This is a genomic window from Mycobacterium sp. 852002-53434_SCH5985345, from assembly GCF_001667155.1.
GTDB lineage: Bacteria > Actinomycetota > Actinomycetes > Mycobacteriales > Mycobacteriaceae > Mycobacterium.
Genome location: NZ_LZIE01000048.1, coordinates 68,472 through 94,934 on the forward strand (window position 1 = coordinate 68,472; position 26,463 = coordinate 94,934).

The window sequence follows — 26,463 nt, forward strand, 5'->3', positions numbered from 1 at the left end:
GTCGGATAGGTAGAGAGTGGAGCACGGGGCTTCGCTCGCTATCTGGAGGTGACGAGACATGCAGTACTTCGCCTTATTGATCAGCAGGGAACAGGACCGCGCGCCCGAAGGCCCGGACGCGATGGCCGCCTGGGGAGAATTTCACGCCAAGGCCGGCGCGGCGATCAAATCCGGGGATGCCCTGGCGCCCGCCGCCGCCGCGGCGGTCATCACCGGCGGCCCGGATGCGCCGGTGGTCACCGACGGCCCCTTCGCCGAATCCGCCGAAGTGGCCTGCGGCTTCTACCTGTTCGAAGCCGAAAACCTCGACGAGGCACTGGCGTTGGCGCGTGACGTCCCGCTCGCCACGTTCGGCGCGGTGGAGGTCTGGCCCGCGGTGCACTCGGTCGAGCTGTCCCGCGAGCTCAGGGGCAACGACTGGCTCGCGCTGCTGCTGGAGCCGGCCGAATCCGCGCACACGCCGGGCACACCGGAGTGGGAAGCGGTGGCGGCAAAGCACGCCGATCTCCACGCTGCCGCGGGCGATCACATCATCGGCGGCGCCGCGCTGCACGATCGCTCCACGGCAACGACCGTGCGGGTGCGCGACGGCGAGGTCCTGATCACCGACGGGCCCTACGTGGAAGGCGCCGAAATCGCCACCGGGATCTATTTGTTGAGTGCCGCGGACCGCGACGAGGCCGTCAAGCTGGCCTCGATGATCCCCGCCTCGACGGTGCAGGTGCGGCAGCTGGCCGGGCTCTCGGGGCTCTGAGCGTCGCCGGTGTCCGACCTGGACGGCGTCTTCCGGCGGGAATGGGGACCCGCGGTCGCCGCGCTCGCGCGGTGGTCCGGCGACCTCACCGTGGCGGAGGACGCCGTCCAGGAAGCCTGCGCCGAGGCGCTTCGCACCTGGGACCGCGATGACCTGCCGGACAATCCCGGCGGATGGCTGGTGACCGTCGCCCGCAACCGGGCGCGCGACCGCCTGCGCCGCGAATCCGTCCGTCCCGGAAAGGAATTGGCGGCCGTGATCGACGAAATACGGGCGCGCACCGATCACACCGACCCGTCTCCCGTTCGTGACGACGAGTTGCGGATGATGTTCACCTGCGCGCACCCCGCCCTGGACCGCCAATCCCAACTGGCGCTCACCCTGCGGCTGGTATCCGGGCTGACCGTCCCCGAGATCGCCCGCGCGCTGCTGCAGACCGACGTGGCGATCGGGCAGCGAATCACGCGCGCCAAGAACAAGATTCGGCATGCCAACATCCCGTTGCGGGTGCCGCCCGCCGAGCTGCTGCCCGAACGCACCCCGCACGTGCTCGGCTGCGTCTACTCGGTGTTCACCGAGGGCTATTGGTCCACGGCGGGCCTGTCGGCGATCCGCGACGAGCTGTGCGACGAGGGGATCAGGCTGGCCGGCGAGCTGTGCGCGCTGATGCCGCAGGAGCCCGAGGCCCAGGCGCTGGCGGCCCTGATGCTGCTGCACGATTCGCGACGAGCCACCCGGGTCGACGACGCCGGGATGCTGGTGCCGCTCGAGGAGCAGGACCGTCGCAGGTGGGACCGCGGCCGAATCGCCCGGGGGCTGGACCGGTTACGCCGGGCCGAGGGTTCGACGGGCCCCTATCTGCCACAGGCGGTGATCGCCGCGCTGCACGCGACGGCGCCGTCCTGGGACCGGACCGACTGGGCCACCATCTGCGCGGCCTACGACCGGCTGCTGACGCTGACCGACTCACCGGTCGTGCGCGCCAACCGCGCCCTGGCGGTCGGCTTCCGCGACGGACCCGACGCCGGCCTCGCGGCCCTGGACGAGGTGGCCCACGACCCCCGGCTCGGCCGCTCCAATCTGGTCGCGACGGTGCGCGCCGACCTGCTCAGGCGCGCGGGCAGGCCGGCCGATGCTGTCACCTGGTACCGAGAAGCGTTGCGAGTCAACGGTTCCGAGCCGGGCCGCGAGTTCCTGCGCCGCCGCATCGCGGAGTGCGGCGGGCAGTAGGGCTCAGGCCTCCGCGAAGTTGCGGGTGACGGCCGGGTCCACCGGGATGCCCGGGCCCGTGGTCGTCGACACGGTGATCTTCTTCAGGTAACGGCCCTTCGAGGCGGACGGCTTGAGCCGCAACACCTCGTCGAGCGCGGCGCCGTAGTTCTCGGCGAGGGCCTTCTCGTCGAAGGACGCCTTGCCGATGACGAAGTGCAGGTTGGCCTGCTTGTCGATGCGGAAGTTGATCTTGCCGCCCTTGATGTCGGCGACGGCCTTGGCGACATCGGGGGTCACGGTGCCCGTCTTGGGGTTCGGCATCAGGCCGCGCGGGCCAAGCACGCGAGCGATGCGACCGACCTTGGCCATCTGGTCCGGGGTCGCGATCGCGGCGTCGAAGTCCAGGAAGCCGCCCTGGATCTTCTCGATCAGGTCGTCACTGCCGACGATGTCGGCGCCGGCGGCCTGCGCCTGTTCGGCTTTGTCGCCGACCGCGAACACCGCGACGCGGGCGGTCTTACCGGTGCCGTGCGGCAGGTTGACCGTGCCGCGGACCATCTGGTCCGCCTTGCGGGGGTCGACGCCGAGCCGGATCGCCACCTCGACCGTCGCGTCCTGCTTGGCCGACGCGGTCTCCTTGGCGAGCTTGGCCGCCTCGAGCGGGCTGTACAGGCTGTTGCGGTCCACCTTCTCGGCGGCGGCGCGGTATGCCTTGCTGTTCTTGCTCATTGATTCATCCAATCGGGTGTTGGGTCGTGGTTAGCGGGCCGAAGCTGGCCCTCCCACGGTGTCGGTGTTGAAAACTATTCGACGGTGATCCCCATCGACCGGGCGGTGCCGGCGATGATCTTGGCGGCGGCGTCGATGTCGTTGGCGTTGAGATCGGTCTTCTTGGTCTCGGCGATCTCACGAACCTGGTCCCAGGTGACCTTGGCGACCTTGGTCTTGTGCGGCTCGGCCGAGCCCTTGCCCACGCCGGCGGCCTTGAGCAGCAGCTTGGCGGCGGGCGGCGTCTTGAGGGCGAAGGTGAAGCTGCGGTCCTCGTAGACCGTGATCTCCACCGGGATGACCTGGCCGCGCTGGTTCTCCGTGGCCGCGTTGTAGGCCTTGCAGAACTCCATGATGTTGACGCCATGCTGGCCGAGCGCGGGTCCGACCGGCGGCGCAGGGTTGGCCTGCCCCGCCACGATCTGCAGCTTGATCAGCCCAACGACTTTCTTCTTCGGGGCCATGAGATGTTGGTGTTCCTTCCTGGGGGTGGGCGCAACGGCCCGAGCTAAATCTTGGAGACCTGGCTGAACGTCAATTCGACCGGCGTTTCGCGGCCGAAGATCGACACCAGCACCTTGAGCTTCTGCTGTTCGCCGTTGACCTCGCTGATGGTCGCCGGCAGCGTGGCGAACGGCCCGTCCATGACCGTCACCGATTCGCCGACCTCGTAGTCGACCTCGATGGCCGGACGCTCCAGCCCGCCCGCCTCGGCGGCCGCGGCGGTGGTGGCCGCGCCCTTGGCGGCCTTCTTGGTCGCGCCCCGCGGCAGCAGGAACTTGACCACGTCGTCGAGCGTCAGGGCCGACGGGCGCGACGTCGCCCCGACGAACCCGGTGACGCCCGGCGTGTTGCGCACCGCGGCCCACGAGTCGTCGGTCAGATCCATGCGCACCAGGATGTAGCCGGGCAGCACCTTGCGGTTGACCTGCTTGCGCTGACCGTTCTTGATCTCGGTGACCTCTTCGGTGGGCACCTCGACCTGGAAGATGTAGTCGCCGACGTCCAGGTTCTGCACACGGGTCTCGAGATTGGCTTTGACCTTGTTCTCGTATCCCGCGTAGGAGTGGATGACGTACCAGTCGCCGGGCTTGCGGCGCAGTTCCGCCTTGAGCGCGGCCGCCGGGTCGACCTCTTCGGCCGACTCCTCGGGAGCCTCGGCCGCCGAGGTTTCAGCGTCCGTTTCCGGGGCCGCTTCAGCCTCCGTTTCCGGGGCCTCCGCAGCGCCCTCGGCGCGCTCTTCTACGTCGACCGCTTCACCCGCGGACGTGTCACCGTCGAAGGTAGTCACGGTTTTCAGTCCTCTCTATCTTCTCGCTCAGCCGAACACCAGCAGCACAAGCTTGGTGAGGCCGAAGTCCGCGAGGCCGACCAGCGCCACCATGAAAGCCAGGAACGCCAGCACCACCGATGTGTAGGTGAGCATCTGCTTGCGGTTGGGCCAGATAACCTTCCGCATCTCTGCAACCACCTGCTTGAGGTAGTTGAAGACGAACACGAACGGGTTGGCCGAACGGTCCCCTGGCTTCTTCGGCTTCTTGGCCTTCTTGGCTTTGGCGCCCTTGGTGGCCTTGTCCTCTTTGGCAACCTCGGCCTCGTCCGCCGACTCTACGTCGACGTCCTCGCCGGCGTCGGCCGCCCGCTGCCGAGATCGTTTGCCGGTGGGGCGCTGCGGCCGCGTCACCACAGCGGTCCGACCGCCGTTTGCGCGGTCGTCCTCCCTGTCAGCGCCGTCGCTTGTGGCGTCGTTGGCAGCGTCGCCTTCGTCGCTCACCGCATGCTCCTTAAGTTTGCTAGTATCCCGCGGGCCGTCCCGTGGTGGACGGCCACTATTCCAGTGTCCACCATGGCACGCCTTTTCTATTGTCCGGCTCCTCCTCGGGCCGTTCCGGCCCGCATCGTCCCCGGACGTCGCGTTCAGCAGGGGCGACAGGACTTGAACCTGCAACCTGCGGTTTTGGAGACCGCTGCTCTGCCAGTTGAGCTACGCCCCTTCGCGGTTGGCAGGCCAACCTGCGCTTACCTACCGGGGCTTACATGACACGCGCGCCTTCCGATTGCTCGACTTCACGGAAAGCGCGCTGATGCTGGGAAAACCCCGAGGTCCGAGTGTACATCGACGCGCGAGTCAGATACTAATTACGCCGTTCTGACGACCTGCCCGGACTCCGGGTCCCAGCGCAGGTTGTCCGACTGGTCGGCGTGCTGGCTCATCAGCGTGGTGTAGGCCTCCAAGACCAACTCACCATCCTCATTGATGCAGATGTTCTTGGTGACCACGATGTCGGCGCCGAACCGCTCGACCACCGACATGACGTCCATCCGGGCCCACAGCTTGTCGCCGGCCTTGATCGGCTTGGCAAACACGAACCGCTGATCGACCTGCACGATCACCAGAGTTTCCATGCCGATGTCGACGTGCCGGAAGAAATCCAGCTGGACCAGCTTGGCGAAGATGGTCGCGAAGGTCAGCGGCGCGAGGATCGCGTCGTGGCCGAGTGCGGCGGCCGCGTCCTCCCGGTAGTGGGCGGGGTGGCGGTCCTTGACGGCCAAGGCGAACTGGCGGAGCTGTTCACGGCCCACGACGAAGTAGTCCGGATACCGCCAGATCATTCCGCGGATATCGGTTTTTAAAGCCATTAACAGGCCCGGCCTACGCGAGGGTCGCGGACGCGATGGCCCTACCGAAGATCTTCTTGCCGCCGGTGGTGGCCGTCAGCGCGATGGTCACGGACTTGGTCTCCGGGTCGACCGACTTCACCCGGCCGCTGAAGACCAGCTCGGCGCCCTTGCCGTCGTTGGGCACCGGCACCACCGCGGTGAACCGCACGTTGTACTCGGTGACCGCACCGGGGTCACCGATCCACGCGGTGACGTAGCCGCCACCGATGCCCATGGTGAGCATGCCGTGCGCGATCGCGGTGTCCAGCCCCACGACCTTGGCCATCTCGTCGTCCCAGTGGATCGGGTTCAGGTCGCCCGAGACGCCCGCGTAGTTCACCAGATCCTGACGGGTCAGCGGGTAGGTCCGCTCGGGGAGCTGGTCACCCACCTTCACCGAGCTGAACTCACGCAGTGGCATCAGAAAATCCCTCTTCTCCATCCTCACCCGCACGACCCGCCAGGGTCGTGTAGGTCTCCTGCACGACATCACCGGCGTCATTGGTGATGATGTTCTTGGTCACGATGATCTGGGTGCCGTGCGACACCCGCATCGAATCCACGTAGACGTCGCAGTACAGCTTGTCACCCGCCACGATCGGCGCGTTGAACTTCAGCACCTGGTCGACCTGAACGATCTGCGCGTCCTGCACGGCGATGTTCGCATACTTGAAGAACGCCGTCTGCGCCTTGTAGCCGAACACGCAGATGAACGTCAGCGGGGCCAGCAGCCCGTCGTACCCGAGTTCTGCCGCCGCCTTCTCCTCGAGGAATGCGGCATCGTCGTTCTGCACGGCGACCGCGTGCTCGCGGATCTTCTCCCGCTCCACGACATAATGGTCGGGATAGCGGAAGTGCATACCGACGATGTCTTCGGTTAACGGCACGGCTCTAAAATCTACCTAGTCGGTCTCAATAATCACTCGCGGGTCACCGCTAGCGCGTCTCTCGATGCGCCTGGTGCTTGCCGCAGTTCGGGCAGAACTTCTTCAGCTCCATCCGGTCCGGGTCGTTCCGGCGGTTCTTCTTGGTGATGTAGTTGCGGTGCTTGCACACCTCGCATGCCAAGGTGATCTTCGGCCGCACGTCGGTACTGGAAGCCATGACGGTTCTCTCTCAAATCTCTCAAAAATGCATTGTTGTGTTGTAGCGATGGCCGGACTCGAACCGGCGACCTAACGATTATGAGTCGTTCGCTCTAACCGACTGAGCTACATCGCCTCTGGCCACCCCATTCGGGGTTGAAGCCGCCACGCCTGCTCGGCGTCCGCCGAGCCCCCTAACGGAATCGAACCGTTGACCTTTTCCTTACCATGGAAACGCTCTACCGACTGAGCTAAGGGGGCCGTTCACCCGAATCGGCAGTGCCGTGGGCCTAAAAGAGGGTACAACCTGGCGCGCAACCGGACCAAACCACGGGCTTTGGGCCCGGCGGTCGCCTGCGCTGCGGACCCTCCGCGGGCACGCCCTAGTCTGGTCACGTGTCAACGGACCGGCTGTACTTTCGTCAACTGCTCTCGGGGCGCGATTTCGCCGCCGGCGACATGTTCGCGACCCAGATGCGCAACTTCGCCTACCTGATCGGCGACCGTGAAACGGGCGATTGCGTGGTGGTCGACCCCGCCTACGCGGCCGGCGAACTGCTCGACACGCTCGAGGCCGACGGCATGCACCTGTCGGGGGTCCTGGTGACCCATCATCATCCCGACCACGTGGGCGGATCGATGATGGGCTTCACCCTGCAGGGCCTGGCCGAGCTGCTGGAACGCAAAGCCGTGCCGGTGCATGTCAATACCCATGAAGCACAATGGATTTCGCGAGTTACCGGGATCGGCGTGGGTGATCTCACCGCCCACGAGAATCACGACAAGGTCAGCATCGGCGACATCGAGATCGAGTTGCTGCACACGCCCGGCCACACCCCCGGCAGCCAGTGCTTCCTGCTCGATGGTCGCCTCGTGGCCGGTGACACGTTGTTCCTGGAGGGCTGCGGCCGGACCGATTTTCCCGGCGGCGACTCCGACGAGATGTACCGCAGCCTGCAGCAACTCGCGACCCTGCCCGGCGACCCGACGGTTTTTCCCGGGCATTGGTATTCGGCGGAACCGAGCGCATCGTTGTCGGAAGTCAAACGGTCCAATTACGTGTATCGCGCCGCGGACCTGGCGCAGTGGCGAATGCTGATGGGCGGCTGAGGCGGGCGGCGATCGCTCGATCGGGACGGGCCGGCAACCGGCCTGTGATATAAGCGGAGGGTGGCTTCCATGGGGTGGATCCAGGACGGCTGGCACGGAATCACGCACGTTGGGTCCAGCACCTGGATCGCGTGGGCGGCATGGGCGGCGATCGCGCTCGCGGTCGTCACCCTGATCTTCACCAACCGGCAGATCACCCGTAACCGCCGGCTGGTCGCCGAGCAGACCCGGCCGCAAGTCGCGATGTTCATGGAACCGCATCCCGCCGACTGGCACGTCATCGAACTGGTGGTTCGGAACTTCGGTCAGACGGCGGCGTACGACATCACGTTCTCGTTCATGAATCCGCCGACGGTGGCCGAATACGAGAACGCCACCGACGGGTACGCCGACGTCGCCGAACTGCGACTCCCCCGCGAGGTGCCGGTGCTGGCCCCCGGCCAGGAATGGCGCATGGTGTGGGATTCGGCCCTCGACCGCGCCGAGATCGGCAGTGGCATCGAGTCTCGCTTCACCGGCACCATCAGCTACTTCGATCGCCCGGAGCGCCCGCACGGGCGACGGTTCTTCGAGCGCGAGCGCGTTCCGCTGGAGACCCAGGTGGTGCTGGACTGGGACTCCCTGCCGCCCGTCCAGCGCATCGAGCTGATGACGACCCACGACCTGGCGAAGCGCGAGAAGCAGAAGCTGGAGCTGCTGCGCGGGCTGCTGACGTACTTCCACTACGCGAGCAAGGAAACCCGTCCCGAGGTGTTCCGCAGCGAGATCGAACGGATCAACGGGGCGGTGCGGGAAACGCAGGACAGATGGCGCACCCGCCAGCTCGACGAGCCCACCGATGTCAGCCTGCGCTGGGGCGAGGCCGAGGACGACCTGGGCAAACACCACAGTCAGCCCGCGTGACGGCAAGGAGCCAGCAACCGATGAGCGGCCCGGTCCACTACAGCCTCAAGGATTCCATCGCGGTCATCAAGATGGACGACGGCAAGGTCAACGCCTTGGGTCCGACCATGCAGCAGGCGTTGGGAGAGGCGATCGACCGGGCCGAGGCGGACAACGCCGGGGCGCTGGTGATCACCGGCAACGACCGGGTGTTCAGCGGCGGCTTCGACCTGAAGATCCTCACCTCCGGCGAGGCGCAGCCGGCGATCGACATGCTGCGCGGGGGCTTCGAGCTGTCCTATCGGCTGCTGTCGCATCCCAAGCCGGTCGTGATGGCCTGCACCGGCCACGCCATCGCGATGGGGGCGTTCCTGCTGTCGTCCGGCGATCACCGGGTGGCCGCGCACGCCTACAACATTCAGGCCAACGAGGTGGCGATCGGCATGGTCATCCCGTACGCGGCGCTGGAGATCATGAAGCTGCGGCTGACGCACTCGGCGTACCAGCAAGCCGCCGGGCTCGCCAGGACGTTCTTCGGTGAGACGGCGCTGGCCGCCGGCTTCGTCGACGAGATCGTGCTGCCGGAGATGGTGGCGAGCCGGGCCGAGGAGGCCGCGCGTGAGTTCGCCGGTCTGCACCAACGCGCCCACGCCGCAACGAAATTGCGTGCCCGGGCCGACGCGCTAAAGGCCATTCGGGCCGGGATCGACGGCATCGAGGCCGAGTTCGGCCTGTAGGCGGCCTGGCCAGCACGTTTTGGACCCCGGCGGCCGGGTACGCCCCCGGCGTGACAGTAGACCGGATCGCGGAGCCCTGGGGAACGCGGACACCGTACGGACCGGGTACGCGGTGGCCCGAGCGCGTCGACACCTACCTGGCCGACGGCGTCACACCCGAGTCGGTGGACCGCTGGGTGCAGTCGGCGGCCGTGTTGCATTCCAACGGAGACGGCCTGGACATCGCCGTCAAGGACGGACGGATCGTGGGGGTACGCGGCCGCGCCGTCGACCGGGTCAACCACGGCCGGCTCGACCCCAAAGACCTGTTCGGCTGGCAGGCCAATAACTCGCGAGACCGGTTGACCAGTCCGATGATTCGAGTCGGCGGCGAACTGAGGCCGTGCGATTGGGACACCGCGATGGACCACATCGTGGCTCGCAGTAGGCGACTGCTGGACAACTACGGCCCCAGTTCCATCGGCTTCTACACCTCCGGGCAGTTGTTCCTAGAGGCGTACTACACCCAGGGGGCCATCGCGCACGGGGCGATCGGCACCAACCACGTCGACGGCAACACCCGCCTGTGCACCGCGACGGCGGCCGAGGCCCTCAAGGAATCGTTCGGCTGCGACGGGCAACCGGGTTCCTACACCGACGTCGACCATGCCGACGTCATCGCGCTGTTCGGCCACAACGTCGCCGAGACGCAAACGGTGCTGTGGGCCAGGATGCTGGACCGGCTGGCCGGCGACTCACCGCCGGCCATCGTGTGCGTCGACCCCCGGCTCACGCCGGTTGCCCGGCACGCCACCGTTCACCTCGCGCCGCTGCCCGGCACCAACGTGGCACTGATGAACGGCCTGCTACACGAGATCATCGGCCACGGCTGGATCGACCGGGACTACATCGACACGCACACAGTCGGTTTCGGCGAGCTGCGCAGCCGGGCCGAGGAGTTCCCGCCGGAACGGGTCGCCGAGATTTGCGGGGTGGCGGCCGAGGACATCCGGCGCGCGGCGCGGCTACTCGGCACCGCCGAGCGGTTGCTGTCCACCGTGTTGCAGGGTTTCTATCAATCACACCAGGCGACCGCGGCGGCCGTGCAGGTCAACAACATTCATTTGGTGCGCGGCATGCTGGGCAAGCCCGGCTGCGGAGTGCTGCAGATGAACGGGCAGCCGACCGCCGAGAACACCCGCGAGTGCGGCGCGGACGGGGACCTGGCCGGCTTCCGCAACTGGTCGAACGACTCCCACATCAAGCAGCTGGCGAAGTTGTGGAACCTGGAGCCCCTCCAGATTCCGCACTACGGCCCGCCGACCCATGCCATGCAGATGTTCCGCTTCGCCGAGGAGGGGACCCTGCGGATGTTGTGGGTCACCGCCACCAATCCCGCGGTGTCCCTGCCGGAGTTGCCGCGGATCCGTGACATCTTCTCCCAAGAGCGGTTGTTTCTCATCGTCCAGGACATCTTCATGACCGAGACCGCCGCGCTGGCCGACGTGGTGTTGCCGGCCGCGGCATGGGGGGAGAAGACCGGTGCCTTCACCAACGCGGACCGCACCGTGCACCTGTCCGAAAAGGCCGTGGAGCCACCGGGTTCCGCGCGTTCGGACCTCGACATCTTCCTGGACTATGCGCGGCGGATGGACTTCCGCGACAAGGACGGCCAACCGTTCCCGCCGTGGACCGATCCCGAGTCGGCGTTCGAGGCGTGGAAGGAATGCACCGCGGGCCGGCCGTGCGACTACACCGGCCTGAGTTATGAGAAGCTGCGCGGCGGCAGCGGCATCCAATGGCCTTGCAACGCAGAGCATCCCGACGGCACCGAACGGCTCTACGCCGACGCCGGGTTCTGGTCGGCACCGGACTACTGCGAGGCGTACGGCAAAGACCTGATCACGGGCGCCCCGTTGCAGCCGGATGAATACCGCTCCATGAATCCCTTCGGCAAGGCCATCATCAAGGCGGCCGAATACCTTCCCCCGCACGAGCGGCCCAGCTCCGAGTATCCGTTCGCGTTGATCACCGGCCGCACCGTCTACCACTTCCACACCCGCACGAAAACGGCTCGCGCACAGCAGCTTCAGGATGCGGCACCCGAGGTGTGGGTCGAGGTCTCGGAACCCGACGCCCGGCGTCTGGGCATCGGTGAGGGCGACCTTGTGGACGTGAGCACGCCGCGCGGCCGCGTCACCTGCGCCGCCCGCATCTGCGGCATCCGCGCCGGCGTTCTGTTCGTGCCCTTCCATTACGGCTATTGGGACACCGGCAGCAAGGCCCACCAGCGGGCCGGCAACGAACTCACCCTCACCGATTGGGATCCTGTTTCCAAGCAGCCGATCTACAAGACCGCGGCAGCTCGAATCCAGAAGAGTCGAGCGGGCCAGGCCGAAAGAAACGGCGCCGCGCACGCGCCCACCACAACGGCGTCCGCGCCGGTCAATGGGGCGGTGCCCGCCACGGCGGGCGGGGCGGCCGCCGCCGTGACCGAAGTCCTGGCGACCGGGGGGCGGCGATGAAGCTCAAAATGGCGATCCGCGAGCTGCACCGCTCCGAACGCAAACTGGCCCACAAACTCAACCTGGTGGCCGCCCGGCACCACAGCGACCCGGACATCGATCACCTGGCGCAAGACCTGGCCGGCTGGTCGCGACAGCACCTGAACGAACTGGCCGAGCACGGCCGCCACTACGGTCTGCACCTGTCCGCCGAGCCCCGCACCCGCGCGATCACCCGCGCCGTGCAGTCCCGGATGAGCGGCATCCTGCGGCATCGGCCGGAGCCGGGCCTGGTGCTGCTCGCCGACTTGCGGCGGATTCACCGCCTGGCGGCGGGGGTGTCACTGGATTGGGAGTTGCTGGCCCAGGGCGCGCAGGCCGCCAAGGATTCCGAACTGCTGAGCTTGGCGTCGCGCTGCCACCCCGAGACGCTGCGCCAGATGCGCTGGGCCAACGCGATGCTGAAGGAACTTTCGCCACAGGTATTGATGAACTGAATGGCGAACGCGGTGGCCGCTGCTAGCCGCCACCGCGTTCCCTTCGCCTCCTCGCCGCCAGTCTGACATGTGCGCGACGTGCCGTCACTTCACTTCCGCGACGATTCATCGGAACCGGTCCAGATACGCCGGCCAGTCCCAGGTCGACAAAAAATCCTGCGCGGCCGCGTAGCCCCTGTCGCAGAGCTCTTCCAGGCGAGCCCTGGAAATACCGAAGTCGAGAACGCTCACGTCGGTGGACGCGACTCCGATGGTGCGACATTTGACCCACGGCAGGCTCAGCTGTGCCTGGTCATGGCCGACCAGCATGGTGGTGAAGAGGCTTTGCAGCAGCGCGGACTGCTTGAGGAAACGCAGCGGGCGCAACGCGGGGAACACCTGTTCCACGCCCTCGGCGAGCTTGGGCATCACCGTGATCCCGAATGTCGGCCAGCGCGGCGGTTTGCCGTCGGTGCGGTCCAGCGAGTCGACCGGGAAGTTCGACAGCACCCCGCCGTCGACCAGGTTGGAGGTGAGCCCCATGGTGTCGGTCAGCCTGACCGGGGGGTAGAAGAACGGGATCGCCATCGAGGCGCGGACGGCGTCGGCGACGGGCTGCTCGTCGGGATCGAGCCCGTAAAGCCGCTGATAGTCCCAGGGCAGTCGCACCAGCTGCGCCGCGGTGACATCGGCGACCGTGACCGCCACCTTGTAGCGCCGTTCGGGAGGAAGGTCGGCGTCGTGGAGCGCGAGATCACCGAACGTGACAACCCCCAGGTTCTTCAGCTCGCTGCGGATCCACGCGTGGGCGAAATCGCCGCGGTACATGGCCGTGTCTCGCACCAGCCCCCACGCGGACCCGACGAAGGGCACCGGGCCCGCGTCCCGCCAACTCCGCAACGGCACCGACAGCGCGAGTTCCCTGACCTGACCACTGGTCAGTTGATCCCCGTTGGACGCGGCCGCCGAGATCACCGCGACCACCGATCCGGCCGAAACACCCGACACCCGATAGGCCGAGTACCCGGCATCCATGAGCGCGGCGACCGCACCGACCAGGCCGATGAACTTCACGCCCCCGCCGGAGAGAACGAGGTCTACCGGCTTCGCCTCGGCCGCCATTTCAGGTATCCGACGAAATCCACTGGTATGGAAGGAATTTGCCGTCCAGGGTCACCACCACGCGGTCGCCGGACGCGTCTGATTTCTTCTGCAGGTCGACGCTGAAGTTGATCGCGCTCATGATGCCGTCGCCGAACTGTTCGTGGATCAGCTCCTTGATGGCGCCGCCGTAAACCTGCAAAGCCTCGTAGAAGCGGTAGATCGTTGGGTCGGTCGGCACGGCGGTCGGCAGGCCGCCGCGCATGGGTGGTGCCGCCAGCACGGGCACCACCGATTCGTCCAAGTTCAGTTTCTCGGCGAGAATCCTTGCCAGTTCAGCGGGAATGGGGTGTTGGCCGAGCAGCGCCGCGGTGGTCCATACCGGCGGCCGGTCGATGGCATCGGCCAGCTGCTGCCACGTCAGGCCGAGCCTCAGGCGGGCCAGGACGATCTGCTCGGTGATCTCGTGTCTGTTCATGGCCCCAAGCATGCACGCCGGCGGCGACGGCCGCCGTGCGGATCCGGCGGTCCTCACCCCGGTTTCGTCGCGGTGACCAGGCGGGTGGAAAACCACGGGCCGCCGTAGTACATGCGCCATCCGAGGTTGCGGCGCCGCACGTTTCGCCAACCCAGTTCCCGTAGGTGCGCGGCATGCCGGCGCGTCTCCCACAGGTCCGCGATGGCCAGCCGCCCACCCGGGCGCAGCACCCGGACCGCTTCGTCGAGAGCCTTGCGCCGGCCGGCGTGTGTCGCGATGTTGTGGATGGCCAGGTTGCTGACGATTACGTCGACGCTGTCGTCGGCCAGGGGCAGGGCGGTCATGTCGGCGGTGTGCACCTCGACGCGATCGGCGACGTGCTCCAGCGCCGCGTTCGCCAAGGTGGCGTCCGGGGAGTTGTCAGTCTGGTCGGCGTGCCACAGATCGACCCCGATCGCCCGGCCCCCCGGCAACCGCTTGGCCGCGGCGAGCAGCACCGCGCCCCGCCCGCAGCCGAGGTCGAGCACCGTTTCGTCACCCCGCAGCCCGAGGTCGCCCAGCACCCGGTCCCACACGACGAACTTGCCCACCCGCGTCGCGTATGTGTAAAGCGCTGCGCCAGAAGCGATCCCGACGGCCGAGATCGCTGCCAGCGCCGCCCTCACCCGCTTGCCGCGCGCCCAGTTGATAGCGGCCCACCCGGCCAGGGCCGCGGTCTGCGCGGCGATGCCCATCGCCTGCCAGCGCGCCGAGACGGTGTGAAACGAGCCGTCGATTCCGTAGTCGCCCCGGTGGTCATCCACGATGAAGAGCTTAAGACCGCTTTCTCACCAACGACCGTGGTGGACGACCTCGTCGAACGGCCGCCGGTTCGGTGTGCGGATCGGGGTGAGCGGGCGGTCGGCGGGATAGCCGACGCCGAGCAGGAAGGCCACCAGCCGGTCCTCGGGGACACCCAGGATGGTTCGCGCCTTCTCCTGGTCCCCCACTGACGAATGCCCGGTCCCGATTCCCAGGTCCGTGGCCGCGATCATCATCGCCATCGTGGCCTGCCCGACGTCGTAATTGTCGGTCACCACCCGGCGCTCGTCGGGCGGCACGGGCACCACGATGGCAATCGCCGCCGCCGCGGCGGCGATGTGCCCCGCGCCCTGCCAGACGGTCGACAGTTCCTGCAGTTGCGCCCGGTCCGTGACGATCACGAAGTCCCACGGCTGGCGGTTCTTCGCCGACGGCGCGCGCCACCCGGCCTCGGCGATGCGGTTGAGGTCGTCTTCGGAAATCGCGTCCGGTTTGTACTGCCGGACGTTGCGCCGGGCGCGGATCGCGTCCCAAGCCTCCATTTGTTCCTCCTCGTTTTCCAGCCGACTCCCGGTAAACGGGGGTAGCCTCGTCGGAATTCCCCGCATACGCGCGCCGAAGTTTGATTCCGGCAATTGCGGGAAGCCAGGGGTGAACCAGCTGAGCAGCCCACTCGTGTACAGCTGAATGGCCCCGGATTCAGAAAGGCGCGTAGCTGGTATGACGGAAAACCTGACGCCGCACTTCGAGGACGTCCAGGCGCACTACGACCTGTCCGACGACTTCTTCCGGCTGTTCCTCGACCCCACCATGACCTACAGCTGCGCCTACTTCGATCGCATGCGAGATATCCCGCTCGAAGAGGCGCAGCTCCGCAAGATGGACCTGGCACTCGGCAAGCTCGGCCTGCGGCCCGGCATGACGCTGTTGGACGTGGGCTGCGGCTGGGGCGGCACCATGCGCCGCGCGATCGAGAAATACGACGTCGACGTCGTCGGCTTGACGCTGTCCGAGCACCAGGCCGCCCATGTGCAGAAGATGTTCGACGCCATGAACACCACCCACAGCAGGCGGGTGCTGCTGCAGGGCTGGGAGCAGTTCGACGAGCCCGTCGACCGGATCGTCTCCATCGGCGCCTTCGAGCACTTCGGGTACGACCGGTACGACGATTTCTTCCAGACGGCCTTCCGGGTGCTGCCCGACGACGGGGTGATGCTGCTGCACACGATCACCATGTTCACCCCGGAGCAGATCCTCGAACGCGGCCTGCCGATGACCGAGGAGCAGACCAGCTTCAACAACTTCATCGCCACCGAGATCTTCCCGGGCGGCCAGTTGCCGCCGATCGAGATGGTGGAGTTCCACGCCTCGAAGATGGGCTTCAACCTGGTCCGCAGGCAGTCGCTGCAGCTGCACTACGCGCGGACGCTCGATCTGTGGGCCGCGGCGCTCGAGGCACACCACAGCGAGGCTGTCGCGATCCAGTCCGAAGAGGTGTATCAGCGATACATGAGGTATCTGACCGGTTGCGCCAAGGCTTTCCGGGACGGCTACATCGATATCAATCAGTTCACCCTGGCCAAGTAGGCGCGGGTCACGACTCGACAAGGCGCCGAAGGTTTTTCAGGCTCTCGTCCAGGGAACGACCGACCCAGAACGCCGCCACCCGATCGGCGATCAGGCCGAGCAACCCGCCCTCCGAGCTGTAGGCGAGCCGAAATGTCACCCGGGTTCGGTCCGGCCCGGCGTCGCGCAACCGGAACCGGCCCCGCTGTGTGACGCCGGTGATGTTGATCCAGGCCAGATCCCGCGCCGCATCGAACTCCACCACTTCGGCGATGCCGCCCACGGGGATCGAGCCGATCTTCCACAGCACGGTGTAGCGGGCGCCCACCCGCGCCGGGCCATCGGTCAGGGTCTCCCAGCGCTCCAGGTGCGGCAGGAACGACGGGTAGCGATCCGGGTCGCTGAGCACCTTCCACACGGTGTCGCGGTCCGCATTGACGACGATCCGCCGTTCGACGCGCATCAGCCGATCACCGGCAATCGGCGTTCGGCGGCGAGCCGGTCGACACCGGCCTGCAGGCTGGCGATCACCGCGTCGTACACCGCCTGGTCGTCGTCGTGCACCGTGATCGGCTCCTGGACCTCGATGACGATCTTGGCGGGCAACGGGATGTGCCCGAGCAGGTCGCTGACGTTGAGGCCCCACGGCAGCGCCAGCGAGATCGGCACACTCTTGAGCCGGACCACCTTGTCGAGCAGCAACAGTTTGGCCAGCCACTGCGCGCGGCCGAGGAAGAATGCCGTCTCCTGGCCGCCGACGCTGGCCACCGGAACGATCGGCACGCCGGTTTCCCGGGCGAGCCGCACGAAGCCTTTGCGGCCACCGAAGTCGACGACGTGTCGCTGCCAGGACGGGCGGAATACCTCGTAGTCGCCGCCCGGGTACACCAGCACGGCGGCGCCGGATTCCAAAGCGAGACGGGCGTTTTCGGGGCTGGCCGCCACGGTCCCGAATTTGCGCAACCAGCGCAGCGGGGGGTAGAGGGTGACCAGGTTGTGCGCGAGCTGATAGAACGGGCGCTCCACGCCGAAGTACGAGCAGAACGCCAGGGTGAAAACGAAGGTGTCGGGCGGGACGTTGCCGCCGCTGTGGTTGCCGACCAGCAGCACCGGGCCGTGCGCCGGGATGCGGTCGAGCCTGCGAACGTCGGCCCGGAAATACAGCGACGCCACCAGCCAGGTGCCGGGCAGCTGGTCTCGGATGAAGTCTGGGTCGCGCTGATCCAGGTCCGCCTTGGGAACGCGGTCCCCGATCTGCCTACCCACCCACCCGATGGCATCCGCGACGCCGGCCATGGTTTCAGCCTGGCACAGCGGAGCCGGCCGGTGCAGGGCCTTTCGTCGCTATCGCGGCGGGCGATGGGTCACCACCGCCGGTGATCGCGGCCGTAGGCGACCTCGATGGCCGTCCCGCCTCGCGGTGTCGGTGCTGGGGTCTATCGTTGCACCGCAATGGCGCTTCATCTCCACCGTGCCGAACGCACCGATCTCCTTGCCGACGGTCTCGGCGCCCTGCTGGCAAATCCGCAGACCGACCCGTTCGCCGAAGAACTGGTGCTGGTGCCCGCACGCGGCGTGGAGCGCTGGCTCAGCCAGCGGCTCTCGCATGTGCTCGGTCGTGCCCGGGGCGGTGACGGCGTGTGCGCCGGAGTGGTATTCCGTAGCCCCGGCTCCCTGATCGCCGAACTCACCGGCACGGGGGACGAGGATCCGTGGTCACCGGACGCGATGGCCTGGCCGCTGCTGCAGGTGATCGACCGCTCGTCGGATCAGCCGTGGTGCCGCACCCTGGCAACGCATTTGGGCCACTTCGCGCCGACGGAGGCGGAGGCCGAGCTGCGCCGCGGCCGCCGCTATTCGGTGGCGCGCCGGCTCGCCGGCCTGTTCGCCTCCTACGCCAGGCAACGTCCGAGCCTGCTGGCCGATTGGCTGGCGGGCGATCCGAGTGGCATCGACCCCGACCTGGCCTGGCAACCGGAGCTCTGGCGGGCACTGGTGGCCGCCGTGCCCGCCGATCCCCCGCACATCCGCCACCAGAAGACCCTCGCCGGGTTGCGCGAAGGCCGGGCCGACCTGCCGGCGCGGCTGTCCCTGTTCGGCCATACCCGGTTGGCGTGCACCGACGTGGAGCTGCTGGACGCGTTGTCCGCCCACCACGAGTTGCACCTGTGGCTGCCGCATCCCAGCGACCAATCGTGGCGCGCGCTGGCCGGCGCCCGGGGTGCCATCCCCCGCCGCGCGGACACCGGCCATCGCACCGTGGGCCATCCGCTGCTGGCCACGCTCGGGCGGGACCTGCGTGAACTTCAGCGCGGCCTGGCCGCCGATCCGCAGACCGACGAGCATCTCCCCGCGCCGGAACGTCCCGACACGCTGCTCGGCTGGCTGCAGTCCGACATCGCCGCGAATGCCGTTCGGCCGCAAGGGCGTAACCTCGCGGACGATGACCGCTCCGTGCAGGTACACAACTGCCACGGCCCGGCACGCCAGGTCGACGTGCTGCGCGAGGTGTTGCTCGGCCTGCTGCAGGACGACCCGACGCTGGAGCCGCGCGACATCCTGGTGATGTGCCCGGACATCGAGACGTACGCGCCGCTGATCGTCGCCGATTTCGGGCTGGGCGACGTGGTGCACGGCGCGCATCCCGCGCATCGGTTGCGGGTGCGGCTCGCGGATCGCTCTCCGCTGCAGACCAATCCGCTGCTCGGCGTGGCCTCGCGGTTGCTGGCGCTGGCCGGCAGCCGGGTGACGGCCAGCGAGGTGCTCGACTTCGCCGAGGTGGCGCCCGTGCGCGCCCGCTTCGATTTCACCGACGACGACCTGGAGGCCATCACCCGCTGGGTCCGGCAGGCCAACATCCGGTGGGGGTTCGACCAGGAGCATCGGCGCCCGTACCACGTCGACTTCGTGCACAACACTTGGCGTTTCGGCATCGACCGGGTGCTGGCCGGCGTCGCGATGTCCGACGACTCGCACGCCTGGCTGGACGCGACATTGCCCCTCGACGATGTCAGCAGCAACCGCGTCCAATTGGCCGGCCAGTTCGCCGAATTCGTGGAACGGCTGCAACATACGGTCGACTCGCTCACCGGCGCGCGGCCGTTGCGCGACTGGTTGGCTGCGCTGGCTGACGGTATCGAGCTGCTGACGCGCATCGACGATTCGGACCTGTGGCAGACCAGTCAGATGCAGCGGGAGTTCGCCTCGACGCTGGCCGACGCCGGACCGCACGCCGGCACGATGCTGCGGCTGCCCGACATCCGGGCACTGCTCGAGGGGCGCCTCGCCGGGCGCCCGACACGGACCAACTTCCGCAGCGGCACGCTGACGGTCTGCACCATGGTCCCGATGCGCTCGGTGCCGCACCGGGTGGTGTGCCTGGTGGGCCTCGACGACGGCGTGTTCCCACGGCTCGGCGTCGTCGACGGCGACGACGCGCTGGCCCGCGACCCGATGACCGGCGAACGTGACATCCGTTCGGAGGACCGGCAATTGCTGCTGGACGCCATCGGCGCGGCCACCGAGAAGCTGGTGATCACCTACACCGGCGCCAACGAGTACTCGGGCCAGCCGCGCCCGCCCGCGGTGCCGCTGGCCGAGCTCCTGGACACCCTGGACATGACCGCGTCGAGCGAGAAGACGGGCAAGGTTCGCGGGCGCATCGTCGTCGAGCATCCGTTGCAGCCCTTCGACGTTCGCAACGTGATCCCGGGAAAGCTGGTGCCGAAGGTTCCCTTCAGCTTCGACCCGACCGTGCTGCGGGCGGCGCGGGCCGCCGCGGGCGATCGCGGCGAAGCGCCCAAGTTCATTTCGGGACCGCTGCCGGCACCGCCGGCCGAGGACGTCATCCTCGCCGACCTCGTGAGCTTCTTCAAGGACCCGGTCAAGGGCTTCTTCCGCGCCCTGGAGTTCACGCTGCCGCGGGATGTCGATGGCGTGCAGGACGCTATGCCCGTCGACCTCGACGGCCTCGAGGAGTGGACGGTCGGCGACCGGATGCTTAGCGACATCCTGCGCGGGTGGACACCGGACGACGCCCGGCAGGCCGAATGGCGGCGGGGGACCCTGCCACCGGGACAACTGGGCTGGCGCAGGGCAACCGAGATTCGCGATCAGGCCGCCCTGCTGGCGGCCGCCGCGCAGCAGCACCGGCGGGCCGACGCCCGCGCGTACGACGTCGACATCGATCTCGGCTCCGGACGGCGGCTCACGGGCACGGTGGCGCCGGTGTACGCGGAGCGGCTGGTGTCGGTGACCTACTCCAAGCTGGACGGCAAGCATCTGCTCGAGTCGTGGATTCCCTTGCTGGCGTTGATCGCTCACGACCCCGACCGCGACTGGTCGGCGGTGTGCATCGGCCGCCTCAAGAGGGGCACCACCCCGCGTGTGGAGGGTCTCGGGCGGCCACACGAGGACGCCCTGGCGGTGCTGCGTGAGCTGGTGACGATCTACGACGCCGGGCGCCGGGAGCCGATTCCGTTGCCCATCAAGACATCCTATGCATGGGCGGCCGCCCGGCACTGCGGCGACGATCCGCTGCGCGAGGCGCAATACCGGTGGAAATCCAGCGAGCGGTATCCCGCGGAGGACTCCGCACCCGCACACGTGCGCGCGTGGGGCAAGAACGCGCGGCTGACCGAACTGATGGGGCCGCCGCGCCCGGGTGAGGAGCACGACGGCGAAGACACCCGGCTGGGCGCGTACGCCGCCCGGGTTTGGCTGCCGATGCTGCGTGCCGAAAGGAAGCCTTGAGATGAGGCCGGTGATCGAGCGGTTCGACCTGCTCGGGCCGCTGCCCGCCGATCGGTCCACCACCGTGTTGCAGGCCAGCGCGGGCACCGGCAAGACGTTCGCGCTGGCGGGCCTGGTCACCCGCTACGTCGCCGAGGGCGTGGCGACGCTGGACCAGATGTTGCTCATCACGTTCGGCCGGGCCGCCAGCCAGGAGCTGCGGGAGCGCGTGCGCGGCCAAATGGTCGAGGCGGTGGCCGCTTTCGACGACGGTGCCGGCGCCAATGAGTTGGTGGCTCATCTTCTGGAGGGCACCGACGAGCAGCGCGCGGTGCGCAAGCAGCGCCTCCGCGACGCGCTGGCGCGCTTCGATGCGGCGACGATCGCCACCACGCACCAGTTCTGCCAGCTGGTGTTGAAGTCGCTGGGCGTGGCCGGCGACACCGCCGCGAACGTGACGCTGCTGGAGAGCCTCGACGAGCTGATCGTGGAGATCGTCGACGACCTCTACCTCGCGCACTTCGGACAGGAGCGCGAGGATCCGGCGCTGGGTTACCGGGAGGCGCTCCGGCTGGCTCGCGAGGTCGTCAGGAATCCCTCGGCGCAGCTGCGGCCGCGCGACCCCGAGCCCGGCTCGCGGGCGGCCGTGTGCGTAACCTTCGCGAAAGACGTTCTCGCGGAACTCGACACGCGCAAGCGGCGGCTGGGGGTCCTCGACTACGACGACCTGCTGAGCCGGCTCGCCGATGCGCTGGCCACCGACGACTCCCCCGCGCGGGTCCGCATGCATCACCGCTGGCCGATCGTCATGGTCGACGAGTTCCAGGACACCGACCCGGTGCAGTGGCAGGTGATCGACCGCGCGTTCAGCGGGCGCTCGACGGTGATCCTCATCGGCGATCCCAAGCAGGCCATCTACGCGTTTCGCGGCGGCGACATCGTGACGTATCTGCGGGCGGCCGAGACGGCGGGTGAGAAGAAGACGCTGGCCGTCAATTGGCGCAGCGACTCGGCCCTCATCGATCGGCTGCAGGTGGTGCTGCGCGGCGCCCAACTCGGCGACCCCGCGATCGTGGTGGACGAGGTCGACGCCTACCACCGGGGTCACCGGCTCGCCGGAGCCCCGCGCAATGACCCGTTCCGGTTGCGGGTGGTGCAACGAGAAACGTTGGGCCGTCGCGGGGTTCAAAACCTGCCCATCGACGAGTTGCGGGCGCACATCGGCACCGACCTGGCGGCCGACGTCCGCGCATTGCTGGCGAGCGGCGCCAAGTTCGACAGCGAGCCGCTGCAGGCCCGCGACATCGCCGTGATCGTGGAGAAGCACAAGGACGCCGCCGCCTGCTTCAAGGCGCTCTGCGACGCGGGCGTTCCGGCGGTATACACGGGCGACTCCGACGTGTTCTCCTCGGACGCCGCCGAGGACTGGCTCTGCCTGCTGGAGGCGTTCGACCAACCGCACCGGCCCGGCATGGTGCGCGCCGCGGCGGCGACGATGTTCTTCGGCGAGACCGCGGAATCGTTGGCGGCCGGCGGTGACGCCCTGACCGACCGGGTCGCGGAAACGTTGCGGGAGTGGGCCGGTCACGCGCGCGAACGCGGCGTTGCGGCCATCTTCGAGGCCGCGCAGCTGTCGGGCGTCGGCGATCGCGTGCTGTCCGCCCACGGCGGCGAACGCCACATGACCGACCTGGCACACATCGCGCAGTTGCTGCAGGAGGTCGCGCACCGGGAGCGCTCCAGCCTGCCCGCGCTCCGCGACTGGCTGCGCAGGCGGCGCGACGAACGCGGCGGCGCGCCCGAACGCAACCGGCGCCTGGACAGTGACGCGGCGGCCGTGCAGGTCATGACGGTCTTCGTGAGCAAGGGCCTGCAATACCCGATCGTGTATCTGCCGTTCGCGTTCAACCGCAATACCCAGGACCGCGATGTGGTGCTCTTCCATGACGAGGGCGTGCGCTGCCTGCACATCGGCGGGAAGGACAGTCCGGACTTCCACACCGTCGAGAGGCTGGGCCGCCAGGAGGACGCCAGCGACGACAGCCGGCTGACCTATGTCGCGCTGACCCGCGCCCAGGCGCAGGTCGTGGCGTGGTGGTCGCCGGCATTCGACGAGCCCAACGGCGGACTGTCGCGGCTCCTGCGCGGCCGCCGACCGGGAGAGGCCTTCGTACCCGACCGATGCGAACCGGCCAAGATCTCCGACGACGACGCGATGGCCCGATTGCGCGAATGGGAGGCGGCGGGCGGTCCGGTGATCGAGCGGTCGGTGGTGGGCGCGGCGCCGTCCGTGCCGCCCGAGCCGGTGCCGTCCGGCCTGGACAGCCGCCACTTTCACCGCGGCATCGACACGGGGTGGCGACGCACCTCGTACTCCGGCCTGATCCGGGTGGCGGAGACCTTCGGGTCGATCGGGGTGAGCAGCGAGCCGGAGGTCACCGAACTGGACGACGAAGCCGGTGATATTCCGTTGGCCCAGACCGTATCCGGGCCGGAAGTGCCGTCGCCGATGGCGGACCTGCCGATGGGCGCGAAGTTCGGCACGCTGGTGCACGCCGTGCTGGAGACGACCGACCCGTTGGCCACCGACCTGGCCGCCGAGTTGGAGTCGCACATCCGCGGCCACTCGGTGTGGTGGCCGGTCGACGTGCCCCCGGATGTGCTGGCGGCGGCCATGGTACCCATGCACGACACGCCGTTGGGTCCGCTGGCCGGTGATCTGACCCTGCGCCGGATCGGGCTCCGGGATCGGTTGCGCGAGTTGGACTTCGAATTCCCGCTGGTAGGCGGCGATCTACGCTCGACCTCGCCCGAGATCCGTCTGGCGGACATGGGCGCGCTACTGCGCGCGCACCTTCCGGCCGACGACGCGCTGGCGTCCTATGCCGATCGGTTGATCAGCCGCCCCCTTGGTGATCAGCCGTTGCGCGGCTATCTCACCGGCTCCGTCGACGCCGTGCTGCGCGTGCCCGACGGCGCGGCGCACCGCTATCTGGTGGTCGACTACAAAACCAACTGGCTCGGCGATCCCGACCGGCCGCTGACGTCCGCCGATTACGAGCGGCCACGGCTGGTCGAGGCGATGCTGCACTCGGACTACCCGCTGCAGGCGCTGCTGTACAGCGTTGTGCTGCACCGGTTCCTGCGGTGGCGGCTGCCCGACTACGACCCGGCCCGGCATCTGGGCGGGGTCCTCTACCTCTTCGTGCGCGGGATGTGCGGCGCGGCCACACCCGTGGCCGACGGTCACCCCGCGGGGGTGTTCAGCTGGCGGCCGCCGTCGTCGTTGGTAGCCGAATTGTCGGACCTGCTCGACGGGAGGGCGGTCGCTTGACGCTGGAGACGATCGCCGCCGAGGGCATGCTGCGCACGTACACCGAGGCCGGCGTCTTCGAGGCCGCCGATGTCCATGTGGCGCGGCGGCTTACGACGCTCGCAGGCGAGCCCGACGAGCGGGTGGCCCTGGCGGTCGCGCTGCTGGTGCGCGCGCTGCGGGGCGGGTCGGTGTGCGTGGACCTGCGGGCGGTTGCCGCGCAAGTCGGCGATGCGGACCTGCCCTGGCCCGATGCCGACGAGTGGATGGCCGCCGTGCGGTGCAGTCCGCTGCTCGGCTCTCCGCCGGTGCTGCGGCTGTTCGGGGAACTGGTGTACCTGGACCGGTACTGGCTCGAGGAGGAGCAGGTGTGCGCCGACCTGCTCGCGCTCTCCGTTCCCCGGGCGAAAGGCGATGCGTCCGCCCTCGAGCGGCTCTTTCCACCCGGATATGACGAGCAACGCGCGGCCGCCGAAATCGCGGTCTCGCAAGCGGTTACCGTGCTGACGGGCGGGCCGGGCACCGGCAAGACCACCACGGTGGCGCGGCTGCTTGCCGTGCTGGCCGGGCAGGCCGAGCTTGGTGGCCGCCCGCGGCCCCGGATCGCGCTGGCCGCGCCGACCGGCAAGGCGGCGGCGCGGCTCGCCGAGGCGGTGGCCGCCGAGGTGCAGCGGCTGGACGCCGCGGACCGGGCGCGCCTGATGGGCCTGCCGGCGACGACGCTGCATCGGCTGCTGGGCTCGCGGCCGGATACGTCGGTGCGATTCAAGCACAATCGCGGCAACCGGCTGCCGCACGACGTCATCGTCGTGGACGAGACGTCGATGGTGTCGCTGACGATGATGGCCCGCCTCCTGGAGGCGGTACGGCCCGATACGCGGCTGATCCTGGTGGGCGATCCCGACCAGCTCGCCTCGGTGGAAGCCGGCGCGGTGCTGGCCGATCTGGTGGACGGGCTCGCCACCCGCGACGACGTGCGGGTCGCGGCCCTGCGCACGCCGCATCGCTTCGGCGAGTCGATCGGTGCGCTGGCCGAAGCGATCCGGGTCGGCGATGCCGACCGCGTGCTGGAGTTGCTGCGGGCCGGCGGCGACCACGTCGAGTGGGTCGACTCCGACGGGCCGACCGACCGGCTGCGCGCGGTCCTGGTTCCGCACGCGCTGAGGGTGCGGGAGGCCGCGGTGCTCGGCGCCACCGGGGCGGCGTTGGCGACGCTCGACGAGCACCGGCTGTTGTGCGCGCACCGGCACGGGCCGTACGGGGTGTCGCACTGGAACCGGCAGGTGGAGCGCTGGCTCGCCGACGAGACGGGTCAGCCCATATCGTCGCCGTGGTATGCCGGTCGGCCAGTCCTGGTGACCGCCAACGACTATGGGCTCAAGGTCTATAACGGGGATGCCGGGGTGGTCGTTGTCGGCAGCGACGGGCTTCGGGCCGTCATCGCCGGCGCCGGCGGGGCGCTGAGCTTCGCGACCAGCCGGCTCACCGACATCGAGACCATGCATGCGATGACGATCCACAAGAGCCAGGGCAGCCAGGCCGACGAGGTGACGGTGCTGATGCCGCCGGAGGATTCGCGGCTGCTGACCCGCGAATTGTTCTACACGGCCGTGACGCGGGCGAAGACCAAGGTCCGGGTGGCAGGTTCCGAGGATTCCGTGCGCGCGGCCATCGAGCGCCGCGCCGTGCGCGCGACCGGACTGGCACAGCGGCTGCGCGCCTCAAGTCAGGGCGATGTCACCTAGGGCGCGCCGCCGGATTGCGCCTTGGCCGCCATCTGCTTGAGCATGCCGTCGTGAATGATGTCGATCCGCGACCGGGCTTCCGCGCACACGTACGGGTCCCGGATCACGGTGAGCTGGTTGTCCTGCTTGGACTCTCCGCCGGTGGACCAGTTGGTCGAACCGGTGATGACGTCGACGCCGTCGATGATCACCATCTTCAGGTGCATGATCGCCGACTTCTCGCTGTGACCGATCGCGATGCTGTTGCCGGTCTTGTCGTTGAGCCACGGGGCAAGCAGAGCACGCTCGGACTTGCCCGCGGCTTGAGTGGAGTCGAGACTCATTTGCACATAGATCTTTTCGTCGTTCAGCGACGACTGCAGCACCGAATTCAGTTCGGTGTCATCGTAGCCATACATCGCGACCACGATGCTCTTGTCGGCCGACGTCAACAAATCCTTGAGCGCCTCATGCACACGGTCGACCGGGCTGTAGAACGTTCGCGTGTTGTCGGGATAGCCGGGCGGAAACGGCGCGGCTTTGTACTGGTCGAGAGTGGTCAGCGAACTGAGCGCCATGGC

26 protein-coding genes and 3 tRNA genes are annotated in these 26,463 nt (G+C 68.3%); 11 read left to right on the forward strand and 18 right to left on the reverse strand.

The window, feature by feature from the left end; genetic code table 11:
• Positions 1 to 58: 58 nt before the first annotated feature.
• Complete coding sequence (locus A5756_RS10895) at positions 59 to 754, forward strand: YciI family protein (RefSeq protein WP_066951995.1); 696 nt, start codon at positions 59 to 61, stop codon at positions 752 to 754.
• Between the two features lie 9 nt (positions 755 to 763).
• Positions 764 to 1,984, forward strand: a complete 1,221-nt coding sequence (locus A5756_RS10900) for an RNA polymerase sigma factor (protein ID WP_066951996.1) — start codon at positions 764 to 766, stop codon at positions 1,982 to 1,984.
• 3 nt (positions 1,985 to 1,987) lie between these two features.
• On the opposite strand, the gene rplA is transcribed toward A5756_RS10900, so the two are convergent.
• The 11 genes from rplA to A5756_RS10955 all read right to left on the reverse strand — a co-directional run bounded on the left by rplA (position 1,988) and on the right by A5756_RS10955 (position 6,741).
• Positions 1,988 to 2,695 carry a 50S ribosomal protein L1 gene (gene rplA / locus A5756_RS10905; protein ID WP_066951999.1) on the reverse strand — a complete coding sequence of 236 codons (708 nt, stop codon included), beginning with the start codon at positions 2,693 to 2,695 and terminating at the stop codon, positions 1,988 to 1,990.
• 74 nt (positions 2,696 to 2,769) lie between these two features.
• The gene (gene rplK, locus A5756_RS10910) at positions 2,770 to 3,198 is read right to left on the reverse strand and encodes a 50S ribosomal protein L11 (RefSeq protein WP_066952006.1); all 429 of its coding nucleotides are present in this window, start codon (positions 3,196 to 3,198) and stop codon (positions 2,770 to 2,772) included.
• 44 nt (positions 3,199 to 3,242) lie between these two features.
• Positions 3,243 to 4,025 carry a transcription termination/antitermination protein NusG gene (gene nusG, locus A5756_RS10915; protein WP_066952007.1) on the reverse strand — a complete coding sequence of 261 codons (783 nt, stop codon included), beginning with the start codon at positions 4,023 to 4,025 and terminating at the stop codon, positions 3,243 to 3,245.
• A 27-nt stretch (positions 4,026 to 4,052) separates the two neighbouring features.
• Positions 4,053 to 4,508: a preprotein translocase subunit SecE gene (secE, locus tag A5756_RS10920; protein ID WP_066952009.1), complete on the reverse strand. Its 456-nt coding sequence runs from the start codon at positions 4,506 to 4,508 to the stop codon at positions 4,053 to 4,055.
• Between the two features lie 147 nt (positions 4,509 to 4,655).
• Positions 4,656 to 4,728 (reverse strand) — tRNA-Trp (locus A5756_RS10925).
• 145 nt (positions 4,729 to 4,873) lie between these two features.
• Positions 4,874 to 5,374, reverse strand: coding sequence for a (3R)-hydroxyacyl-ACP dehydratase subunit HadC (gene hadC / locus A5756_RS10930; protein ID WP_066952012.1), 501 nt, complete (start codon positions 5,372 to 5,374; stop codon positions 4,874 to 4,876).
• Positions 5,375 to 5,387: 13 nt separating this feature from the next.
• Positions 5,388 to 5,816 carry a (3R)-hydroxyacyl-ACP dehydratase subunit HadB gene (gene hadB, locus A5756_RS10935; protein ID WP_066952014.1) on the reverse strand — a complete coding sequence of 143 codons (429 nt, stop codon included), beginning with the start codon at positions 5,814 to 5,816 and terminating at the stop codon, positions 5,388 to 5,390.
• Entirely contained in the window at positions 5,803 to 6,282 is a 480-nt protein-coding gene (hadA, locus tag A5756_RS10940; protein WP_066952016.1) for a (3R)-hydroxyacyl-ACP dehydratase subunit HadA, read from the reverse strand. Before hadA ends, hadB begins: the two co-directional genes overlap by 14 nt.
• A 49-nt stretch (positions 6,283 to 6,331) precedes the next feature.
• Positions 6,332 to 6,499: a 50S ribosomal protein L33 gene (gene rpmG, locus A5756_RS10945; protein ID WP_007167776.1), complete on the reverse strand. Its 168-nt coding sequence runs from the start codon at positions 6,497 to 6,499 to the stop codon at positions 6,332 to 6,334.
• A 43-nt stretch (positions 6,500 to 6,542) separates the two neighbouring features.
• Positions 6,543 to 6,616: transfer RNA gene (locus A5756_RS10950), tRNA-Met, on the reverse strand.
• Positions 6,617 to 6,668: 52 nt separating this feature from the next.
• Positions 6,669 to 6,741: transfer RNA gene (locus A5756_RS10955), tRNA-Thr, on the reverse strand.
• A gap of 135 nt (positions 6,742 to 6,876) precedes the next feature.
• Here A5756_RS10955 and A5756_RS10960 point away from each other — a divergent pair.
• The 5 genes from A5756_RS10960 to A5756_RS10980 all read left to right on the forward strand — a co-directional run bounded on the left by A5756_RS10960 (position 6,877) and on the right by A5756_RS10980 (position 12,189).
• Positions 6,877 to 7,590, forward strand: coding sequence for an MBL fold metallo-hydrolase (locus tag A5756_RS10960; protein WP_066952018.1), 714 nt, complete (start codon positions 6,877 to 6,879; stop codon positions 7,588 to 7,590).
• 69 nt (positions 7,591 to 7,659) lie between these two features.
• Positions 7,660 to 8,493 carry a hypothetical protein gene (locus A5756_RS10965; RefSeq protein ID WP_066952020.1) on the forward strand — a complete coding sequence of 278 codons (834 nt, stop codon included), beginning with the start codon at positions 7,660 to 7,662 and terminating at the stop codon, positions 8,491 to 8,493.
• Positions 8,494 to 8,513: 20 nt separating this feature from the next.
• On the forward strand, positions 8,514 to 9,209 hold the full coding sequence (locus A5756_RS10970) for a crotonase/enoyl-CoA hydratase family protein (protein ID WP_066952022.1): 696 nt from the start codon (positions 8,514 to 8,516) through the stop codon (positions 9,207 to 9,209).
• A 50-nt stretch (positions 9,210 to 9,259) separates the two neighbouring features.
• Positions 9,260 to 11,713: a molybdopterin oxidoreductase family protein gene (locus A5756_RS10975; protein ID WP_066952024.1), complete on the forward strand. Its 2,454-nt coding sequence runs from the start codon at positions 9,260 to 9,262 to the stop codon at positions 11,711 to 11,713.
• Complete coding sequence (locus tag A5756_RS10980) at positions 11,710 to 12,189, forward strand: hypothetical protein (protein ID WP_066952026.1); 480 nt, start codon at positions 11,710 to 11,712, stop codon at positions 12,187 to 12,189. Before A5756_RS10975 ends, A5756_RS10980 begins: the two co-directional genes overlap by 4 nt.
• Before the next feature lie 105 nt (positions 12,190 to 12,294).
• Here the strand turns inward: A5756_RS10980 and A5756_RS10985 are convergent, their stop codons facing one another.
• From A5756_RS10985 to A5756_RS11000, 4 genes are read right to left on the reverse strand one after another with little or no spacing between them, the layout of a single operon-like run.
• A complete protein-coding gene (locus A5756_RS10985; protein WP_066952028.1) occupies positions 12,295 to 13,290 on the reverse strand; it encodes a patatin-like phospholipase family protein in 996 nt (331 codons plus the stop codon).
• 1 nt (position 13,291) lies between these two features.
• The gene (gene cynS / locus A5756_RS10990; protein ID WP_066952030.1) at positions 13,292 to 13,759 is read right to left on the reverse strand and encodes a cyanase; all 468 of its coding nucleotides are present in this window, start codon (positions 13,757 to 13,759) and stop codon (positions 13,292 to 13,294) included.
• Positions 13,760 to 13,800: 41 nt separating this feature from the next.
• A complete protein-coding gene (locus A5756_RS10995; protein WP_066952031.1) occupies positions 13,801 to 14,550 on the reverse strand; it encodes a class I SAM-dependent methyltransferase in 750 nt (249 codons plus the stop codon).
• A 24-nt stretch (positions 14,551 to 14,574) separates the two neighbouring features.
• Entirely contained in the window at positions 14,575 to 15,090 is a 516-nt protein-coding gene (locus A5756_RS11000) for a nitroreductase family protein (RefSeq protein WP_066952032.1), read from the reverse strand.
• 178 nt (positions 15,091 to 15,268) lie between these two features.
• Here A5756_RS11000 and A5756_RS11005 point away from each other — a divergent pair, with 178 nt between their 5' ends.
• Positions 15,269 to 16,135 carry a cyclopropane mycolic acid synthase family methyltransferase gene (locus A5756_RS11005; protein ID WP_066952033.1) on the forward strand — a complete coding sequence of 289 codons (867 nt, stop codon included), beginning with the start codon at positions 15,269 to 15,271 and terminating at the stop codon, positions 16,133 to 16,135.
• Positions 16,136 to 16,142: 7 nt separating this feature from the next.
• Here the strand turns inward: A5756_RS11005 and A5756_RS11010 are convergent, their stop codons facing one another.
• Both A5756_RS11010 and A5756_RS11015 read right to left on the reverse strand, forming a co-directional pair.
• Positions 16,143 to 16,577 carry an SRPBCC family protein gene (locus A5756_RS11010; RefSeq protein ID WP_066952035.1) on the reverse strand — a complete coding sequence of 145 codons (435 nt, stop codon included), beginning with the start codon at positions 16,575 to 16,577 and terminating at the stop codon, positions 16,143 to 16,145.
• The gene (locus A5756_RS11015) at positions 16,577 to 17,410 is read right to left on the reverse strand and encodes a lysophospholipid acyltransferase family protein (protein WP_066952036.1); all 834 of its coding nucleotides are present in this window, start codon (positions 17,408 to 17,410) and stop codon (positions 16,577 to 16,579) included. The genes A5756_RS11010 and A5756_RS11015 overlap by 1 nt, the downstream gene beginning before the upstream one ends.
• A gap of 156 nt (positions 17,411 to 17,566) precedes the next feature.
• Between A5756_RS11015 and recC the strand changes: the two genes are divergently transcribed.
• The 3 genes from recC to recD are packed head-to-tail and all read left to right on the forward strand — an operon-like array spanning position 17,567 to position 25,903.
• A complete protein-coding gene (gene recC / locus A5756_RS11020; RefSeq protein ID WP_066952037.1) occupies positions 17,567 to 20,866 on the forward strand; it encodes an exodeoxyribonuclease V subunit gamma in 3,300 nt (1,099 codons plus the stop codon).
• 13 nt (positions 20,867 to 20,879) lie between these two features.
• On the forward strand, positions 20,880 to 24,179 hold the full coding sequence (gene recB, locus A5756_RS11025; protein ID WP_066952062.1) for an exodeoxyribonuclease V subunit beta: 3,300 nt from the start codon (positions 20,880 to 20,882) through the stop codon (positions 24,177 to 24,179).
• Between the two features lie 26 nt (positions 24,180 to 24,205).
• Positions 24,206 to 25,903 carry an exodeoxyribonuclease V subunit alpha gene (recD, locus tag A5756_RS11030; protein WP_066952060.1) on the forward strand — a complete coding sequence of 566 codons (1,698 nt, stop codon included), beginning with the start codon at positions 24,206 to 24,208 and terminating at the stop codon, positions 25,901 to 25,903.
• On the opposite strand, the gene A5756_RS11035 is transcribed toward recD, so the two are convergent.
• Entirely contained in the window at positions 25,900 to 26,460 is a 561-nt protein-coding gene (locus A5756_RS11035) for a phospholipase D-like domain-containing protein (protein ID WP_066952038.1), read from the reverse strand. The two genes, recD and A5756_RS11035, sit on opposite strands and share 4 nt — an antisense overlap.
• Positions 26,461 to 26,463: the final 3 nt, after the last annotated feature.

What these genes read in the sequence shown, in the direction of transcription:
- hadC (WP_066952012.1), bottom strand. Translation starts at nt 5,374, where the DNA reads ATGGCTTTAAAAACCGATATCCGCGGAATGATCTGGCGGTATCCGGAC.
- recD (WP_066952060.1), top strand. Translation starts at nt 24,206, where the DNA reads ATGCTGCGCACGTACACCGAGGCCGGCGTCTTCGAGGCCGCCGATGTC.
- cynS (WP_066952030.1), bottom strand. Translation starts at nt 13,759, where the DNA reads ATGCTTGGGGCCATGAACAGACACGAGATCACCGAGCAGATCGTCCTG.
- A5756_RS11005 (WP_066952033.1), top strand. Translation starts at nt 15,269, where the DNA reads ATGACGGAAAACCTGACGCCGCACTTCGAGGACGTCCAGGCGCACTAC.
- A5756_RS10895 (WP_066951995.1), top strand. Translation starts at nt 59, where the DNA reads ATGCAGTACTTCGCCTTATTGATCAGCAGGGAACAGGACCGCGCGCCC.
- A5756_RS11010 (WP_066952035.1), bottom strand. Translation starts at nt 16,577, where the DNA reads ATGCGCGTCGAACGGCGGATCGTCGTCAATGCGGACCGCGACACCGTG.
- A5756_RS10965 (WP_066952020.1), top strand. Translation starts at nt 7,660, where the DNA reads ATGGGGTGGATCCAGGACGGCTGGCACGGAATCACGCACGTTGGGTCC.
- A5756_RS10980 (WP_066952026.1), top strand. Translation starts at nt 11,710, where the DNA reads ATGAAGCTCAAAATGGCGATCCGCGAGCTGCACCGCTCCGAACGCAAA.
- hadB (WP_066952014.1), bottom strand. Translation starts at nt 5,816, where the DNA reads ATGCCACTGCGTGAGTTCAGCTCGGTGAAGGTGGGTGACCAGCTCCCC.
- rplK (WP_066952006.1), bottom strand. Translation starts at nt 3,198, where the DNA reads ATGGCCCCGAAGAAGAAAGTCGTTGGGCTGATCAAGCTGCAGATCGTG.
- rpmG (WP_007167776.1), bottom strand. Translation starts at nt 6,499, where the DNA reads ATGGCTTCCAGTACCGACGTGCGGCCGAAGATCACCTTGGCATGCGAG.
- A5756_RS11015 (WP_066952036.1), bottom strand. Translation starts at nt 17,410, where the DNA reads ATGGCCGGCGTCGCGGATGCCATCGGGTGGGTGGGTAGGCAGATCGGG.
- A5756_RS10970 (WP_066952022.1), top strand. Translation starts at nt 8,514, where the DNA reads ATGAGCGGCCCGGTCCACTACAGCCTCAAGGATTCCATCGCGGTCATC.
- A5756_RS11035 (WP_066952038.1), bottom strand. Translation starts at nt 26,460, where the DNA reads ATGGCGCTCAGTTCGCTGACCACTCTCGACCAGTACAAAGCCGCGCCG.
- A5756_RS10985 (WP_066952028.1), bottom strand. Translation starts at nt 13,290, where the DNA reads ATGGCGGCCGAGGCGAAGCCGGTAGACCTCGTTCTCTCCGGCGGGGGC.
- rplA (WP_066951999.1), bottom strand. Translation starts at nt 2,695, where the DNA reads ATGAGCAAGAACAGCAAGGCATACCGCGCCGCCGCCGAGAAGGTGGAC.
- recC (WP_066952037.1), top strand. Translation starts at nt 17,567, where the DNA reads ATGGCGCTTCATCTCCACCGTGCCGAACGCACCGATCTCCTTGCCGAC.
- A5756_RS11000 (WP_066952032.1), bottom strand. Translation starts at nt 15,090, where the DNA reads ATGGAGGCTTGGGACGCGATCCGCGCCCGGCGCAACGTCCGGCAGTAC.